A 17,273-nucleotide genomic window follows, 5' to 3' on the forward strand; every position below is an offset into this window, starting at 1 on the left:
TATCTTTTCCTGTCTGGAGAGCAGGTCATTATCCCGCCCGTAAGGCCAGAATATCTACGAGGTCAAAAGGCTCCGGATAGCGAACAAAATCATAACTTTGCTGATCTACCGCATAGATGGACATGCGATCGGCGAGTTCATTTCCTTCAATACCCACATGAGCGGCCACATGGGAAATGATGAGCTTTTCTTTTAGGGTGTCATAGAGTTCATGGGCGCTTTGGATGATCGCTAAGTTGGCGATATCGCCAGCGACTTTTCGCTTCCAGCCTTTGGCCTTCCAGCCATATGCCCAGTTGGTAATACAATTTATGGAATACTGCGAATCACTATGAATATGTACGCTGTGTCCTTGATCAAGCTCAGTTTTTGCAATTAACAATGCTTGGTATAGCGCATTTAATTCTGCCGTATTATTGGTGCCATTAGGATTATATAAACCATACCAAAGTTCAGTGAGTTTGCCATGGCGATAGAGCGCGAGTCCCGAGCCTGCTTTACCAGGATTTGGCTCACAACCACCATCGGTGTAGATATCTACGTCGCTGTTAGCAACATGGTTAGTCGTGCTAACCGTTTTTGTGGCGGTTTTAGTTGGCGATTTAGTTTGGCGTGAGCTTGAACTGCCTTTGCCGAAGGCGGCTTTTGCTTCAGCTTCGGTTTTAAAGGATTTGTATCTGGCGCCAGCAAATCCATCGACTAGCGCTTTCGTTTGTGGCCAACTGGTAAAAATACCCGTTTCTCGTCCTGCCCAAACGACATAATATTTAGTTGCCATCTTTGTTCCATTTATTTCTAATAGTTAGCTTAAATAAGCCCAGCTTAATCAATTCAAGCTTAAATTATTGATCGGTTTTATTGCTTGCAGTTTTGTAACAGTTTGACGAAGAACTCACTGCCTTTACGCTCGGCGAAGGCAATATTACGCTCAGGGATAGATTCTGGATCATTGTATTGTGCCAAGGCCTTTTCCATGCTTTCTTCGCGAATAATATGCAGCGTCGGATAGGGGGCTCTATTGGTGTAATTGGCCGCGCTATCTTGAGGTTCACCGTCGAAGCAATAGTCCGGATGGAAGCTAGCCAGCTGATATACACCTTCATATCCTTGTTCGATAAGCAGGTCATTGGCGATATCTACTAAATCTAGATAGAGATAAAAGCCTTCAAATCCTTGCGGCAGAATGAACAGGGTGGTTTCTAATTCTGGGTGATCATCGAGAAACTGACATTCATCGATAAGGGCTGTTAATACATGATCAAGTTTTTTATCGTCAATAACTTGATAACGAATCGTGTTATTCATGACTTCCTGACGCGCGAACGGGCAAATATTGTATTTTATGATGACTCGCGCTACCCAATTTTCCATTTCGGTTGCAATGGCTTGAGCAAACTCATCTGTGGCTGGTCGTTGCAGTGTCACTTTACTCTCTCCACTATCACAATTATAGGCACGATCATAGGGATGATAGACACTACAAGCAATAGCGCCATGGCGATGTTAAACCATTTTTATTGATCTTGGTTTTTTAGTAGGCGCTTTAATGCATGCTAATACCTAATCATACAATGGCGAAGTAAGTTCCATGGTGTGAGTCATTGGTTAACTCCAAGTATATTAGTGGCACATCATCACGGTATTATTGTTTTTGTCAGCAAAAAATCGCATTAAACTAACGATTGCTGATCCGTCATCCTTGGTGCTATCTCAGCGTATTGGTTGTAGTGGAGAAACTGAGACTATAATGTTTCGCGAATCAGGTTAATATCATAGATAAAGCGCGTCTATTTAATTGTTAAACATAGTGATATTGAATTTGATGTGGCTGTAAAATGATCACTCAATAGTTTTCATAAGATATGGTAGATGAGAAATATTTAGCTTAATTAGTGTATTAAGCTCATTCGTGATATATGGTTAAATTCGATATTAATAAGTTGGTTCAATAACATTGATGGTTACTATATAAGTTTTAATAGGTAGAGGGAATTTCCATGAAATTAAAAATAGCTTTTCTTACGTTGATATTTAGCTTTATCTGTTTTCCTGCCATGTCTGCTCAGGAGTGGATTACCATTGCAGAAAAGACGGTCGATTATAAGGCTGAGGTGGATAAGATTAAGCCTCATAAGAATGAAAAAAAAGTCGAAAGTATCAAGTTAAAGTGTACTCAAGGAACGATTAACCTAAGAAAGATCGTGATTAACATGAGTGATGGTGAATCAAAAACCGTTGATAATCTTGGGGTGCTCACAAGCGGTTTATCGAGTCGGGCTATTACTGTTCCTAAAGGTGATAGTGAAATCGATAGCATTGAACTCAGTTATGACAGCGTAGGTAACCAAAAACTGGGACTTGTTGGCGTTTCCGCTAAGGGTAAAGTCGAAGTGTTAGGCCGCAAAGCCAAGGATAAATAATTGGCGTTATCTTTTGACCTAAATCGATATTATAAATAGGTGCGTTCGCACCTATTTATATATAAACCGTTATTCTATCTCGATGCTTATTTCATACGAGGTGAGCTTTCTTAAATTAATTACCCCAGTATCGAAAATAGGAGATTGTATTTCATGATGACTGCTTCGACCCTGTTTTCCATTTTGGTTGCAATAGCTTGGGCAAACTCATGGGGGGCTGGTCGTTGCAGTGTCACTTCATCTCTCGATTATCACAATTAATTAGGCACGATCATAGGGATGATAGACAGCACAAGCAATAGCGCCATCGTGATGTTAAACCATTTTTGTTGACGTTGGTTTTTTAGTAAGCGTTTTAAAGCAACACCAAAACCTAACCAGACAACGGCACAGGGAAACGCAACGCTCAAAAATACGCTAGCTATAGTGATGACCTGGGGTGTTAGTGGCAGATCGATTGAGGTGAAGGTTGCGACAGCGCCAACAGCCATTATCCAACCTTTTGGGTTAACCCATTGAAAAGCGGCTGCTTGTATGAAACTCAGAGGTTTACTGGTTTGTTTGCCTTCCATTTTGCTACTGCTGTTGGCAATGAGCCAAGCAAGATAGATTAGATAGGTGATCCCCACATATTTAATGACCAAATGCAGTATTGGATAACTTTGAAAGAGAGCGCTTAAGCCCATGCCTATTGCCAGCACCATGCATGGAAATCCGATACAGATCCCCGCTAGATGAGGCAAACTTGCTTTCACCCCAAAGTTGACTCCTGAGCTCATTAACATAATGTTATTTGGGCCAGGGGTGATGCCAGATGAAAATGCAAACAGTGCAATGGCAAAAACCAGTTCCATTAATTGTTCAATCTCTTTAACGTGATATTTGCAAAGTATGATCGCTGACATTTATCTTTCTGACCAGAAAAATATTCATATAGGTAATTGCTTTTGTAACTAACTGTAAATTAGGGGGAGTAGTGGTCGATTTGAACATTGGAATGGTCAATGGGTAGCGCGAAATGACTGTCGAAGATTTACAAGCATATATTGAATCATACATAACATTATTGGGACATAACGTTAGCTCAAGATAACTATTTTTGTACCAAGCAATTGATCTGAAAAATTAAATTCGAAGTGTGCTTTACGCCCTTAGTTGGCCATGGTGTGAGTCGATGATCAGGCATCACCCAATGAGGTGATGCCTTTTGTGATCAATGGTTAGTAAGTAAGCTAAGGGTTAAAAGTTAACTTTGACCCCAACATTAACCGTAGTACCTAGGCCTTTGGTATTATAGCCTTTATAGGTGTATGCCTGAGAGCGTGCCGAGTAGTAATCTTGGTTAAGTAGATTTTCAATTCCAAGGTTAAATTGCCATTGTTGCCATTGATAACTGCCGCTTAAATTCACCAGGTTGTAGGCGCTAATAGGTCCCTGAGCACCAACATATTTACCATTGAGTGGCTCAAAACGTTTGCGATCATCCACGTAAAGATAGTTAACCGCTATGTTTGCCTCATCTATCGGTTGCCAATTTAGCGAGGCGGTAAATTTAGGGGCAGAGATAACCTGACCATCTAGATAGATGTCTTTTTCGGTATCTTTGCCCTCAACCCAGCTATAGCTAAGGTCGGCGCCGAGGTTATCGAATATCTGATAGCTGAGCTCTGCTTCATATCCCCAGATCTTTTGCGGTGCTCGTACTGGCATGTAGACACCTGTCTCGGCATCATATTTATTGCTAGTACCAAGTTCTGATGTGCTGCGATAGGCTGCAAATTGATAATCGAGCGCTTGGTAGCGTCCGGCGAATCCTACCTCATAGTTGTCGACTATTGAGGCTTGGGTTTGGATCAGCGAGATATCATTAACCGTCGCAGTGCGCAGTAATTGACCGAGGTCAGAGATGTCTGCTCCCTGAGAGAAGCTTACAAATGGGCTGATATATTCCGATGCACTGTAGCGTAAGCCTAGATTGTAAGTGGTCGAGGTAAAGTTGAGTTCGCCACCAGTGACGTCGAAAGGCACGGAGCAGGTTGCTGGCGTGCTGCATAGCTTCAGTGTGGTGTAGTCATCGACACTGATATCCACTCTGTCGTGACGTAGGCCAGCCTTTACAATCCAATCATCATCAATTACCCATTTAGTTTGCAGGTAACCTGCCAGATTGCTCATATCCATCTCGGGAACCCAGATACGACCATCATGCAGTGGCTGCGAACTGATATCATTGAGGGCATCGATGCCGTAGATAAAGGTGGCCGAGACATTATCCCAATCGATGACAGTGTTGAAGTTGATGCGAAGCCCGCGTTTTTTAGAGCGAATTAAAGACTGACCACCATCATAACCCTCGCTTGGGTTGGCTAGCGCCGCTGAGTAGAAGAACATATTTTCAATTTCTTGATAATACCCGTCTAAGGTCAGTTGAGTATTGTCAAATAGTGCCTCGTCAGTGTATTTCAGCATCAGGTTATGGTTACCACTAGGCCCCTGTGGAACGCCTGGTTTGGTGCCGCCACGGTTCTTTATCGCATAGGTTTTAACGCCTGTATTGACGCTACCAGTCACATCCACTAGATCGGCATTTTGCTGGGCTTCATAATAGTTGTAGGTGAGTTGCAGTCGCTTCTCACTGTCGAAGTCATAGCTCAGTTTAGTGAACAGGTTTTGTGACTTGGTTTCCGATAGACCATAGATGAGGCCAATGATATCGCCCTCGGCATCATATTCGAGCCCCGTTTCCTCGACCGAACCACTGAGCACGTAACTAACCTTGTCTAATGTGCCATCTATACTGGCGTTATAGCGGTAGCCGGCGCTGTCTTCAAACTTAACGGCGCTGAACTTACTCGATACTGCCAGTTCGATGTTTGCCTTGTCGCTGCTCGATGCTCGCTTGGTGATATAGTTAATGATGCCGCCAGAGGCGCCGTTACCATAAATTGAGGTGGCTCCCTTAATCACCTCGATACGCTCGATTGCGCTTGGGTCAATGGAGCGGATACCAAGCTGACCATTGCGTAGTGGGGTCGATTGCGGCACGCCATCGATCATCACTAATGCTTTACGTCCACGCAGTGTTTGGCCTGAGTTGCTGGAGGTGCCAGTGCTGGGGGCCATTCCCGGTACGCGAAAAGCTAACATGTTTTGCAGCTCTGAACTGATCTGCATGTCTCGGCTGAGCGTCTTGTTGTCGATCAGAGTCACGGAGGAGGGCACTTCTTCGATACTTTCTGCACTGCGACTGCCTGTCACTATGATACGTTCCATATCGGTGTCGTCAGCGACCGCTGAGTTATGGAGCAAACCGAAACAAAACAGGCTGGTATAGAGTGCGATTCTAGATTGTTTCGATAGTATTTTTTTCGACGGTAATTTTTCCAGCTGCATTTCTTTAAATGATATTTGAGTCAACATCAAAGATTCCAATTTTATAAAGGTAATGATTTTACGCGAATGATATACATTCTCATTAATGGTTGCAGCGAATTTACATATGTTGCAATTTTGTTATTTTGTTTGGGTGGCGTTAGTCTAAATCGTGTTGATGTTCGCCATAGATGAAAGTGTGAGGATGGATGATTGGGAGAGGAAGGGCCTTGAAAAGTTAGCTTACAAGGCCCTTGAATGACTTAGTCGGCGCTGAGGCTTATCTCATAAGCGGTAAACTTGCGTAAGTTAATGACCCCTGTATCGAAAATCAGATATTGGCCTTTAATGCCCATCAGTTTTCCTGTCACTATTGGATTTTTATCGAAATTATGTGAGGCGATTTTTGTGGGGAATTCGCTTACTGGATACTCAATAGCAAGGATCGCCTCATCGAGCTTCTCGATGGCATACTCACCGTGCTCCATCGACAGTTCATGGATGCGTTTTTCAATGTGCGGCAGTAATTCTTTTGCTTGTTCAACTAAGTCAAGCGGCGCAGCATTGCCTTTAAGCATGGTGCGCCAATTGGTTTTATCATTGATCATCTTAGCCAGTTCAACTTCGATAAGGCCTGATAGTTGTCGTGTAGAGACTTTCAAAATAGGTAAACCTTGAGTGGCGCCTTGATCTATCCAGCGTGTAGGCAGCTGAGTATGGCGAGTAATGCCCACTTTTAGACCTGAAGTGTTAGACAGGTAAACATAATGAGGCACAAAGCAGTTAGCCTCTCCCCATTGTGGCTCGCGGCAGGTGCCCTCGGCAAAATGACAGGTTTCAGGTTTCATGATGCACATGTCGCAGCTAGCCAATTTTTTCATGCAGACAAAGCAGTGTCCTTGAGAAAAACTCTTCTTGGTTTTCTTGTTGCAATTGCAGCAGTAGATGTTTCCTGTATGGGTCAATGTTACTTGGTGACCAATAAGCGGATTCATCTCGACTAAGTGCTCTGATAATGGCAGTTGGTAATTAACTTGGCCGTTGCTGTCGAGTGAGGAACGCATCTTACTGATGTTTCCTATAAGTGGAACGTTGGGCATCATGATATCCGGTATTAACTAGAAACTTAAGTGAGTGAAAACCTAAGCAAGTTTCATGGTGAATGTGGTTTATAGAGTGAGTATATCAGATTGATGAGTTTATTTTTGATAGGTTTTATCGATTGTTTTCTTTGTTGTTCTGTTTATGATTTTAGCCCAGCTTATTATGGCTGGGCTAATAATCGAGGTAGATAGATCAAGCTAATATGTCGAGTACAACATCATCGCCTATGGTGTACAAGGCTTTCGTCAGTTGTTGTTCGGTTGCATCATCGGCAATATTGAGACTGAAATCAGCTCTAAATAGTTCAACACCTGTGTGACTTGCGGTTTCATAATGGGTGGATAGACGCTCGATGTTTATTGCTAGCGCATTGATCTTATTTGATATGTCATGAACCAACCCTGGTCTATCGTAGGCGACTAACGAATAGCGTTTACTTGGTACGACTGGTGCCGTGTGGCTTGTTTTACTGTAGGTAAGCGTAAGGCCTTCTATACATTCTAAATTTTCGAGCAAGGTATCCCAATTAGCGGCAGGAACTTCAAGTAGCAGTATGGCGGCAAAAATACCGTCGAGGTGGCGAAGTTCTGAGTCCAGCCAGTTACCACCGTGGCGACTGACAATATGGGCGATTTGCTCGACTAATCCTGTTTTATCGGCAACTTGCAGTGTAACTAAATATCGTAACATTTGGTGAAGGCTCCATAAGTAATTGATGACATTTTATCGCTGTAACAATAGTGTCATCTTTGCGTCATATAATCCCGACTGTCAGAAATGGGGTCGTATTAGGTTCACTATAGTTAACATAGCCTAGACGACAATCCCAGAAAAACTCTACTGAACAAAAATATACGAGGTTCTTAATGGAAACTCAGGTCACTCAACCTGGTTCTACAGCAACAAATTTGTTGATGGGGAAGGGCTCAAGTAGAAGAGCTTTTAAAGATAAGTTAACCCAATTTGGGGTAACGCTCGGCGGCACTATGGTGTTTGTCGCGTTATTGCTGATCTTTTTCTATCTACTTTACGTGGTTAAACCAATTTTCGACGGCGCCAGTGTGACGCCAGTGATGACTGCCGAGCTCCAAGATGGCGATGTTGCTACCCTAATGGTGGGCAGCGATGAACAAAATGAGATCCTTTATCGCGTTGGAGTAAACGGAAAAGTTACGTTTTACAGTGCAGCAACGGGTCAGGTTGTCGATGTGGAATCTATCGAACTGCCTGAAGGCGTGTCTATTGTTAGCAGCGCATCAGCCGTGCCAAGTGAACAGCGTTTCGCATTTGGTCTCTCAAACGGCCAAGTGGTGATAGCCGGCATTAATTTCTCAGTGACTTATCCAGATAATAAAAGGGTGATCACGCCAAGCTTACGTTATCCATTAGGTAAACAGCGTTTACAGGTGGATGATAATGCGCTGCCACTCAATCAACTGAGTTTTACCTATTCATCTGACAAAATGAGCTTTGCCTATCGTGATGATAGTGGCCGCTGGCATCTGACTCGCCAAGAAGGTGAGGAAAACATGATGACTGAAGAGGTGGAGTGGGCATCGACATCAACGATTATCGATGATGCACCGTTACAAGTGCAACAAGTGCTGATGACCCCAGATCAACGTCAGTTATTACTGCGCTCGGCGAATCGTTTATTTGTTTATGATATTCGTGATACCGAAGAGGTGTCGTTAATTCAAGTGATTGAACTTGAGCGAGCGAAAACCAGAGTGACAGATGTGTCCCTGTTGGCTGGCGCCAGCTCGGTATTGGTTAGCTATGATAATGGTTTAATTTTGCAGTATTTTCAGGTTAACGGTGACAAAGGTCGTCAATATCAAGAGATACGTGAATTTAGTAACAAGGCTGGTGTTAAACGCATCGCCAGTGAGTTTTATCGTAAAAGTTTTGCAACGATTAGCGACTCAGGTGAACTTAACCTGCTTTACACCACGAGTCAGCGCAAGTTGTTTTCAAAGACCTTCGATTTAAAACAACCGGGTGTGATGGGCTTTAGTCCTCGTTCGAATGCGTTAGTGGTTCAAGCTGGCGGAAAGCTGCATCTATTTGCGATTGAAAATAGTCACCCAGAGGTGTCTTGGAGCGCGATGTGGGACAAGGTGTGGTATGAAGGGTATCCTGAGCCACAATATGTTTGGCAGTCGACTTCGGGCTCAGATGACTTTGAAGCTAAGTTGAGTTTAATGCCACTGGCTTTCGGCACCATGAAAGCTGCACTTTATGCCATGTTGTTTGCAACGCCACTCGCAATTGCTGGCGCCATCTACACCGCATATTTTATGTCGCCAAAAGTGCGCGCAGTCGTTAAGCCTACCATTGAAATTATGGAAGCCTTACCTACGGTTATTCTCGGTTTCTTAGCGGGCCTTTGGTTAGCACCACTGATTGAAGACAATTTGCCGGGGATCTTGATATTACTGGTGATGTTACCGGTGAGTATCTTGGTGACGGCATTTGCGTGGCATCAACTGCCTGCACGTTGGAAACAGCGTTTGCCTGAAGTTTACCAAGAGCTGATGCTACTGCCGGTGATTATCTTTGTTGGTTGGTTCGCTTTCTATATCAGTCCCTTTGTTGAGGTGGCCCTCTTTGGTGGTGATTCACGTCTATTTATCACCAATGAACTTGGTATTACCTTCGATCAGCGCAACGCGTTGGTTGTCGGTATCGCCATGGGCTTTGCGGTTATCCCAACGATATTTTCGATTGCAGAAGATGCAGTGTTCTCAGTACCGCGTCACTTGTCAAATGGTAGCTTGGCGTTGGGAGCAACCAACTGGCAAACCTTGACTCGGGTTGTGTTATTGACCGCGAGCCCCGGCATCTTCTCGGCGGTAATGATGGGCCTCGGTCGCGCTGTCGGTGAAACCATGATTGTACTTATGGCAACAGGTAATACAGCGATTATGGAATGGAGTGTATTTGAAGGGATGCGTACATTGGCGGCCAATATTGCGGTTGAAATGCCAGAATCTGCCATCGGTAGTTCCCATTACCGAGTGCTGTTCTTAGCTGCATTCGTGCTGTTTATCTTTACCTTCTTCTTTAACACCATTGCTGAAGTGGTGAGACAGCGTCTTCGTGAACGCTATAGCTCACTGTAATGGAGGCCAATATGTTTTTGATTTCGATATTTTCGCCTGTGACTTTAAGAGGCTTATGTAATGGGTAAGTGGTTTAAATCGGGTTCGCCCTGGATCTGGATGACAGGTGGCGCGGTCAGCATTAGTTTGATTGCTGTGATTGGTTTGCTGCTGTTAATCGCATCTCGTGGTCTGAGTTATTTTTGGCCTGCTGAGATCTATCAGTGGGAGTTAGTGGACCAGCAAGGTGTTCGTTCAACGCTGATTGGTGAGATTTATGACCGAGAGGAAGTGCCAACAGAGCGCTTGATCTCGGCGGGACACAAATTTAACCAACATCCTGGTGAGATGGTGACTCGATATCTTGTCAAAACGGGTAACCGTGAATTTGTTGGATTGGATTTTCGCTGGATATTAGCCACCGATATCGTCTCTCGCACAACACCTATCGAGCTGGCTAAGTTAGAGCGCGCTAAAAACGGTGATTTTTATGGTTATCCAGTAGCCATTATCGAAGATGGCAAGCGTCTTACGCTGGATAATGACCACCTTGAAGCCTCGTTCGAAGAGCATATTGAACGCGCAGTTGCACTAAGCGATAAAGCGGTTTCGTTGCAAAAGGGCGATATCGGTTCAGTCAACTACCAGCTTGAGCATTTACGTTTAAAAGAACGTGGTTTTGAGCTGGATAATGCATTAACTGATGCACGTAAAAAGCAACTCGATGCGGAGCGTGCAAAACTTCAAGCCGACTACCAAGAGATGGAGAAGGCGTTCTTTGCCCTTCGTCAAGAGGCCGCTCGTGATTCGGTGATTATCCGCGATATGCGTGGTGAAGAAGTCACGCTACCACTTGATAGTATCTTAGATGTGACTTATTCAAATCACTTGAGCTTACTCGGTAAAGTGGGTCATTGGTTCAAAGGGATCGGTAAGTTTGTTAGCGATGATCCTCGTGAAGCCAATACCGAGGGCGGAGTGTTTCCAGCTATCTTCGGTACGGTATTTATGGTGATGCTGATGGCGGTGATAGTGACTCCTTTTGGGGTTATCGCAGCCGTTTACCTGCATGAATACGCGAAGAAAGGCCCTATCACTAAGATGATCCGTATCGCGGTGATTAACTTAGCGGGCGTCCCATCGATTGTGTATGGTGTGTTTGGTCTGGGATTCTTTGTCTATATGTTAGGTGGCTCGCTCGATCAGCTGTTTTACCCTGAAGCACTGCCAACGCCGACGTTTGGATCTCCAGGTGTCATTTGGTCGGCATTGACCTTAGCAATTCTTACACTGCCTGTGGTTATTGTGTCCACCGAAGAGGGGCTAAGTCGTATTCCAAGTTCGGTTCGTCAAGGCAGCTTGGCGTTAGGGGCAACCAAGGCAGAAACTTTGTGGCGTATCATCTTACCGATGGCGAGCCCTGCGATTATGACTGGCCTTATTTTGGCGGTAGCCCGAGCCGCAGGTGAAGTTGCCCCATTGATGTTGGTAGGTGTTGTGAAGCTTGCGCCTACTTTGCCAATCGATATGAATTTCCCCTTTGTGCACTTGGAACGTAAGTTTATGCACTTAGGTTTCCATATTTATGATGTGGGATTCCAGAGCCCGAATGTTGAGGCCGCGCGTCCCTTGGTTTATGCCACCTCATTTTTACTGGTGACTGTGATTGTGAGCCTGAACTTAACAGCGATTGCGGTGCGTAACCATTTACGTGAGAAGTATCGCTCACTAGAGCACTAACCAAAGCTAAATTAATACCCGCCCGAGCCGAGCTTGGGCGTGAATAAACCTTTATCCTGAAGTGATTAGGAACAGATATGATTTCGATAGATAGTTCGGTAATGAAAACAGAAACATTAGACTTAAATAACTTAAGCAGTGAACAGACCGCACTAGAGATCCGCAATTTAGATCTTAAATATGGCGATAAGCAGGCGTTATTTGATGTATCAATGAAGATACCTAAGAAAAAAGTTACCGCATTTATCGGTCCAAGTGGTTGTGGTAAGTCGACCTTGCTTCGCTGTATTAACCGTATGAATGACTTAGTCGATAACTGCCATATTGGTGGTGAGATCTTGCTTCATGGGCAAAATATCTATGACAAACAAGTTGACGTTGCTTCCTTACGTCGTAATGTCGGTATGGTGTTTCAGCGTCCAAATCCATTCCCTAAATCAATCTATGAGAATGTGGTTTATGGATTACGCTTGCAGGGGATTAATAACCGTCGTCAACTCGATGATGCCGCCGAGCGTTCGCTTCGCGGCGCAGCAATTTGGGATGAAGTCAAAGATCGTCTTCACGATAACGCATTTGGTTTATCGGGTGGTCAGCAGCAGCGTTTGGTGATCGCCCGCGCTATTGCCATTGAACCCGAAGTTTTGCTTCTCGATGAGCCAACGTCGGCACTCGATCCTATTTCGACGTTAACCATTGAAGAGTTGATCACCGAGCTAAAATCTAAATATACCGTTGTTATTGTGACGCACAACATGCAACAGGCGGCTCGCGTCTCTGATCAAACGGCATTCATGTACATGGGAGAGTTGGTTGAATACGCTGATACCAATACCATTTTTACTACGCCGAAGAAAAAGAAGACCGAGGATTATATTACAGGGCGCTACGGCTAAGATTCGCCTAAGGATTGATGTCGTCACACTACAGATTGAATTGAAAAGGTTGAACTGCAATGGAAAACATGAATTTAAATAAACATATCTCTGGTCAGTTTAATGCTGAGTTAGATGATATTCGTAATCGCGTACTGGCGATGGGCGGTTTAGTTGAACGTCAGTTAGAGCAAGCGTTAGATGCGCTTGGCAACCTAGATGTCGAACTAGCGCAAAAGGTGATAGATGGCGATCATACTGTCAATGGTATGGAAGTGTCTATTGATGAAGAGTGCACCCGCATTATCGCCAAACGTCAGCCTGCAGCCAGTGATTTACGCCTCATTATTGCCATTTCTAAAACCATTGCGGATTTAGAGCGTATTGGCGATGCAAGCGTGAAAATTGCCAATGCGGCCTTAGATAAGCGTTTGAAAAATCAACAACCGTTATTGGTTAGCATCGAGAACATGGGTCGTCATGCGACCCGTACTTTACATTCAACCCTTGATGCACTTGCGCGTATGGATGCCGAGGTTGCGATGGAGCTGCATAAGGAAGATGCCAAACTCGACAGTGAATATGAAGGCATTATTCGTCAGTTGATGACCTATATGATGGAAGATCCACGCTCTATTCCTGAAGTATTAGATGTACTTTGGGCTGCCCGTGCAGTAGAGCGAGTAGGCGACAGATGTCAAAATATCTGTGAATACATCATCTACTATGTCAAAGGTAAAGATGTTCGTCATATTACCTATGAAGAGATGAAAAAAATCTAAACTCGCCAGCTACGCTATTCTCAATAGTTAGCCATTATGAAAGGCAACCTTAGGTGAAATCTCATCACTTGGTTGCCTTTTTATAGTTGTAGGTATTAGCCGTGGTGCGAACCGTGATACGGCACTTAAAGATGCAGCTTTTTGTTGCTCTTGTTAATAGCAGTGATTATTCTTGCAGGCAGTTTTTAAAGAAGAGCAATTGTTGATGTCAACCAATCAAGGTCAAAGTAAATTAGATCGCGTACTTGCAGAGGCGCGTGAATATAAAGCCAAGCGTGAGACTGGCTATCGAGAGCAGGCGTTAAAACTCTACCCTTGGGTTTGTGGGCGTTGTACCCGCGAGTTTACTCATTCAAATCTGCGTGAGTTAACGGTGCACCATAGAGATCATAATCACGATAATAATCCCTCTGATGGCTCTAACTGGGAGTTACTCTGTCTCTATTGTCACGATAATGAACATGCAAAATATGAAGAGCTAATCCAATATGGCTCGACGACTGAAAATAAAGTCGAAGCGGCAACGTACAACCCATTTGCCGACCTAAAAGGGATGATGAGCAAGAAATAACCTTTGCTTATAAAAGCCTTACGCGTCTTGTTCTGCAAGGCGCTTTTCTGCCTGTAGCCATTTTTCTCGACTGATTATTTGGCTGTTTTCTTTAGCTACACTGTTTTCTTCGCTGCGATTGTGCTTCTCACTAGCGTATTGCGCTTTTCGCTGTGTAAGATTTTGCCAAATCTGTTGCTGTTTACCCTCGCTAGCGCTACCCCAGCCAACGATTTCATCAATATGGCGAAAACAGCCCGTACATATCTCATCATCATTTAGTCCGCATCGTGCAACGCAAGGTGATTGCATAAGGTTATACTCTTTGTTGATTCCTAGTGCCAAATTTTAACCTAATTTATCGTTCGCCAGAAGCATAAGATAGGCAATTCAAATAAGTTGGACTGCGTCATTTGTGTGCTTTTTTCGGGTAGCTTGGTCGTCTAATTTGGTTTTAAACGTCGTGAGTTCGGCGACTGAAAACGCTGTACTTTAAGGTAACGACAAATAATCGTTAGTCATGCATTCTCTCTGCTGCTAAAATCCATCCGTATTTTTTCTATGTATATCAATGTATTGTGTACTTTTTTGGGGTGGAGTTATGAGTTTGAGTAATAAGGCGGTTTTTATCGTAATGACGTTGTTAGCGTTAAGTGGCTGCTCGTTATTGGAGATAAAACTCGAAAGCGGTATAGAGCCGTTACCTCAGTCTCAGTTAAATATGCGAGTTTTTAGTCGAGATTTTAGCAATACATTCTACAGTGGTGTCGAACAAACGGCCGATCAGATAGCGTTGAATGATGAGAATAATATTCTGATAAAATCCAATACCTTGATGTGGAAAATTAGTAGCGAACAAGGGGTACAGAGAGTGATATTTCAGGCGTCACCCGTTGCCGCCATGGTTGATACCTGGACCTTTACTGCACAAATGAGTGCTTTTTTTGAAAGCGGTCAGGGTAAAACGTTATTTGGTGAGCATCAAGCATTGGCTATCGATACCAGTAGGCAACTGCTGGATAACTTTGAACGTACCATCAAAGGCTTTGTAACGGCAGATGAGTTTGAAAAATACCAAGCATTTGTGATGGAATATGTCGTCCTCAACCCATTGCACGATATTAATTTTGTGCGGAAATCGGCTTTTAATGACTGGTTAAGCTTCAGAAAAATTAATGAGTTTGAAGCTGTGACTACGTTTGGTAGTGTGCCTGAAGTGATGAGTGATATTTCTGATCGTATGGCAATGATTGCGGAACAAACGCCAAAAATTTTAGGGTGGAAAGCTGAGCTTTATGCACTACATTCGAACATTAATGTCGACGATATCCAAGCTACCCTGGCCAGTATCAGTGATACCTCTTCACAGTTACATCGCTTGATGGAGCAAAGTCCTGAGATGATGCATAGCTTAGCGAAAGATCTTAGCCGTGAATTGAGTCCATTGATCGATCAGCTTAATACGTCTGCCGATGCTAAACTGATGCAGTTGTCCGCAGAGCGTCAAGCTATAGGGTTGATGGTTAAAAATGAGCGCATGGCGTTAGAGGATATGATCGCCAGAGAGCGAGTCGCGGCCGCGGCCGATCTTAATGAAATTTCCAAGCATACGGTTGAAGTGGTATTTCAAGAGCTCACTAAAACCTTAAAAAGCATGATTCTCTACTTTGTGTTATTTCTTTTTGTTATCTTCTTCGCGCCATTGGGGCTAGGTGTATGGTTGGGTAAACGAATGAATTTAAAAGCCAATATGTCTAAATAGCCCAAGAATTGTAATCACTTGATGACTATTTAACTTTTTACAGAGTATTTGATAGCCTAAGGAATATCATGTCTTATCCCGATTTAATGCGCCATCTCGATCAACTCTTGTTTGCCAGCCGCTCGTTGTGGCAGGTTAAAGCGTTTGATTGTGAGGCGTTGCCCTGGGAGGCTGAATTTCCAACTCTGGCTAAGCTAGTATGGCAAATTAGCGATGATGATATAGACGCCATCGATCTCGATAACGCCCGATTAGTCGAGACATTACTGCCAGCGTTACAGCGCGATCTTGCTCATCATTCGCAGGAAGAGAAAGAGAAGTGGTTACTATCTGATTCGTTGTCCTTGCTTAGCTCATCGAGTTCGATTGTCTCACCTGATAGCGATGCTAATAAGGCGTTCTGCGGATTGGAAGAGCAACTGCTCGGCCATTTTAGCGCCCATATAAAGGGACGGAAATGGCAGCAGATCACCGCATTTGCCAGTGCGATTGCTGATGATCAAACTGAAGTACTCGAGTGGTGCGCTGGTAAGGGGCATTTAGGCCGCCTGATCGCTAAAGTGCAGCAGCGAAATGTCATCAGTTTAGAGTGGCAACAAACCTTGTGTGATAACGGCCAAGCCTTTGCAGACAAGTGGGCACTGCCGCAACGCTTTATTTGTTCAGATGCTTTTAGTAAGCAAGCTGGGGCGTTATTGAAGCCGGAGCAGCAGGCGATAGCACTGCATGCTTGTGGCGATCTGCATGTGGCATTATTACGCCATGCATCTAAGGCCAATACAGCATCGATTGCCATATCACCCTGTTGTTACCATTTGATCAATACTGAGTGTTATCAAGGGATGTCAGAGGTGGGTAAAAGCAGCGGTTTGCGCCTAAGTCGTCATGATTTGCAACTGCCACTGCAACAAAGTGTGATAGCCAATGACAAGGCTAAAAAGCTGCGTTTACAAGAGGTGGCATGGCGATTAGGTTTTGATTGCCTGCAACGCGATGTGACGGGGAATAATCACTATTTACCTATTCCGTCAGTGAAACAAAGTCAGCTGAGTGGCGATTTTGAAAGCTTTTGTTTCTGGGCGGCGGCGCAGAAATCGGTCGCTTTACCACCAGTTTGGTCGGCTGAGCACTATTTAACCTTAGGGTTAGCGCGGCAACGATTAACAAGACGCATCGATCTGGTCGCTCATCTATTTCGTGAGTCATTGGAAAAATGGTTATTGCTCGATAGGGTCTGTTTTCTGCAAGAGGCAGGTTATCAGGTCTGTTTGACCGAATTTTGTGCGGCAACAATCACTCCCAGAAATGCGTTAATTTTAGCCAAAAAGGTAAATTAATGGCATTTATGGCGGATCTGTTTGCTAACAAACTGTTTAATAAGCAGTAATTGATCGGTAGGTTTTTTATTTGTGATAAATTCACTCAATAGAAATGTTGGATTTATAGACGTAGCACCGAAAAATGCTCGCATATTACGGTTTTCTGTTGAATCATGCGCGGTTTCTTGCTCAAATGTCGGGCTATTACTGAATAATAATAAATATCGGTGCGTAAAGTACCTATA

15 protein-coding genes are annotated in these 17,273 nt (G+C 43.9%); 8 read left to right on the forward strand and 7 right to left on the reverse strand.

Annotated features, from left to right (window positions below; all coding sequences use genetic code 11):
• Nucleotides 1-28: 28 nt before the first annotated feature.
• Entirely contained in the window at nt 29-778 is a 750-nt protein-coding gene (locus K0I62_RS08355; RefSeq protein ID WP_220070996.1) for a ribonuclease H family protein, read from the reverse strand.
• 77 nt (nt 779-855) lie between these two features.
• On the reverse strand, nt 856-1,371 hold the full coding sequence (locus tag K0I62_RS08360) for a DUF1415 domain-containing protein (RefSeq protein WP_220071321.1): 516 nt from the start codon (nt 1,369-1,371) through the stop codon (nt 856-858).
• A 626-nt stretch (nt 1,372-1,997) separates the two neighbouring features.
• On the opposite strand from K0I62_RS08360, the gene K0I62_RS08365 reads away from it, so the two are divergent.
• Nucleotides 1,998-2,420, forward strand: coding sequence for a DUF2541 family protein (locus tag K0I62_RS08365; RefSeq protein WP_220070997.1), 423 nt, complete (start codon nt 1,998-2,000; stop codon nt 2,418-2,420).
• Between the two features lie 257 nt (nt 2,421-2,677).
• On the opposite strand, the gene K0I62_RS08370 is transcribed toward K0I62_RS08365, so the two are convergent.
• From K0I62_RS08370 to K0I62_RS08385, 4 genes are all read right to left on the reverse strand, one after another.
• The gene (locus K0I62_RS08370; protein WP_220071322.1) at nt 2,678-3,274 is read right to left on the reverse strand and encodes a LysE family translocator; all 597 of its coding nucleotides are present in this window, start codon (nt 3,272-3,274) and stop codon (nt 2,678-2,680) included.
• 385 nt (nt 3,275-3,659) lie between these two features.
• On the reverse strand, nt 3,660-5,840 hold the full coding sequence (locus tag K0I62_RS08375; RefSeq protein WP_258405116.1) for a TonB-dependent receptor: 2,181 nt from the start codon (nt 5,838-5,840) through the stop codon (nt 3,660-3,662).
• Between the two features lie 215 nt (nt 5,841-6,055).
• Nucleotides 6,056-6,856 (reverse strand): DUF2797 domain-containing protein, encoded by an 801-nt coding sequence (locus tag K0I62_RS08380; RefSeq protein WP_258405117.1) that lies wholly within the window; start codon nt 6,854-6,856, stop codon nt 6,056-6,058.
• A 232-nt stretch (nt 6,857-7,088) separates the two neighbouring features.
• Nucleotides 7,089-7,586: a glycine cleavage system transcriptional repressor gene (locus K0I62_RS08385; RefSeq protein WP_220070998.1), complete on the reverse strand. Its 498-nt coding sequence runs from the start codon at nt 7,584-7,586 to the stop codon at nt 7,089-7,091.
• 176 nt (nt 7,587-7,762) lie between these two features.
• On the opposite strand from K0I62_RS08385, the gene K0I62_RS08390 reads away from it, so the two are divergent.
• The 5 genes from K0I62_RS08390 to K0I62_RS08410 all read left to right on the forward strand — a co-directional run bounded on the left by K0I62_RS08390 (nt 7,763) and on the right by K0I62_RS08410 (nt 13,968).
• The gene (locus tag K0I62_RS08390) at nt 7,763-10,021 is read left to right on the forward strand and encodes an ABC transporter permease subunit (RefSeq protein WP_220070999.1); all 2,259 of its coding nucleotides are present in this window, start codon (nt 7,763-7,765) and stop codon (nt 10,019-10,021) included.
• A 60-nt stretch (nt 10,022-10,081) separates the two neighbouring features.
• A complete protein-coding gene (pstA, locus tag K0I62_RS08395) occupies nt 10,082-11,740 on the forward strand; it encodes a phosphate ABC transporter permease PstA (protein ID WP_220071000.1) in 1,659 nt (552 codons plus the stop codon).
• 77 nt (nt 11,741-11,817) lie between these two features.
• On the forward strand, nt 11,818-12,636 hold the full coding sequence (gene pstB, locus K0I62_RS08400) for a phosphate ABC transporter ATP-binding protein PstB (RefSeq protein ID WP_220063938.1): 819 nt from the start codon (nt 11,818-11,820) through the stop codon (nt 12,634-12,636).
• Nucleotides 12,637-12,695: 59 nt separating this feature from the next.
• Nucleotides 12,696-13,397 carry a phosphate signaling complex protein PhoU gene (phoU, locus tag K0I62_RS08405; RefSeq protein ID WP_220071001.1) on the forward strand — a complete coding sequence of 234 codons (702 nt, stop codon included), beginning with the start codon at nt 12,696-12,698 and terminating at the stop codon, nt 13,395-13,397.
• Nucleotides 13,398-13,602: 205 nt separating this feature from the next.
• The gene (locus tag K0I62_RS08410; RefSeq protein ID WP_220063940.1) at nt 13,603-13,968 is read left to right on the forward strand and encodes a YajD family HNH nuclease; all 366 of its coding nucleotides are present in this window, start codon (nt 13,603-13,605) and stop codon (nt 13,966-13,968) included.
• Nucleotides 13,969-13,986: 18 nt separating this feature from the next.
• On the opposite strand, the gene K0I62_RS08415 is transcribed toward K0I62_RS08410, so the two are convergent.
• Nucleotides 13,987-14,259 carry a DUF1289 domain-containing protein gene (locus K0I62_RS08415; protein WP_220071002.1) on the reverse strand — a complete coding sequence of 91 codons (273 nt, stop codon included), beginning with the start codon at nt 14,257-14,259 and terminating at the stop codon, nt 13,987-13,989.
• 289 nt (nt 14,260-14,548) lie between these two features.
• On the opposite strand from K0I62_RS08415, the gene K0I62_RS08420 reads away from it, so the two are divergent.
• Together K0I62_RS08420 and K0I62_RS08425 are read left to right on the forward strand one after the other, a co-directional pair.
• On the forward strand, nt 14,549-15,709 hold the full coding sequence (locus tag K0I62_RS08420; RefSeq protein ID WP_220071003.1) for a chemotaxis protein: 1,161 nt from the start codon (nt 14,549-14,551) through the stop codon (nt 15,707-15,709).
• A gap of 68 nt (nt 15,710-15,777) precedes the next feature.
• Entirely contained in the window at nt 15,778-17,046 is a 1,269-nt protein-coding gene (locus tag K0I62_RS08425; protein ID WP_220071004.1) for a methyltransferase, read from the forward strand.
• Nucleotides 17,047-17,273 lie beyond the last annotated feature (227 nt).

This window comes from Shewanella psychrotolerans, from assembly GCF_019457595.1.
GTDB classification, from domain to species: domain Bacteria; phylum Pseudomonadota; class Gammaproteobacteria; order Enterobacterales; family Shewanellaceae; genus Shewanella; species Shewanella psychrotolerans.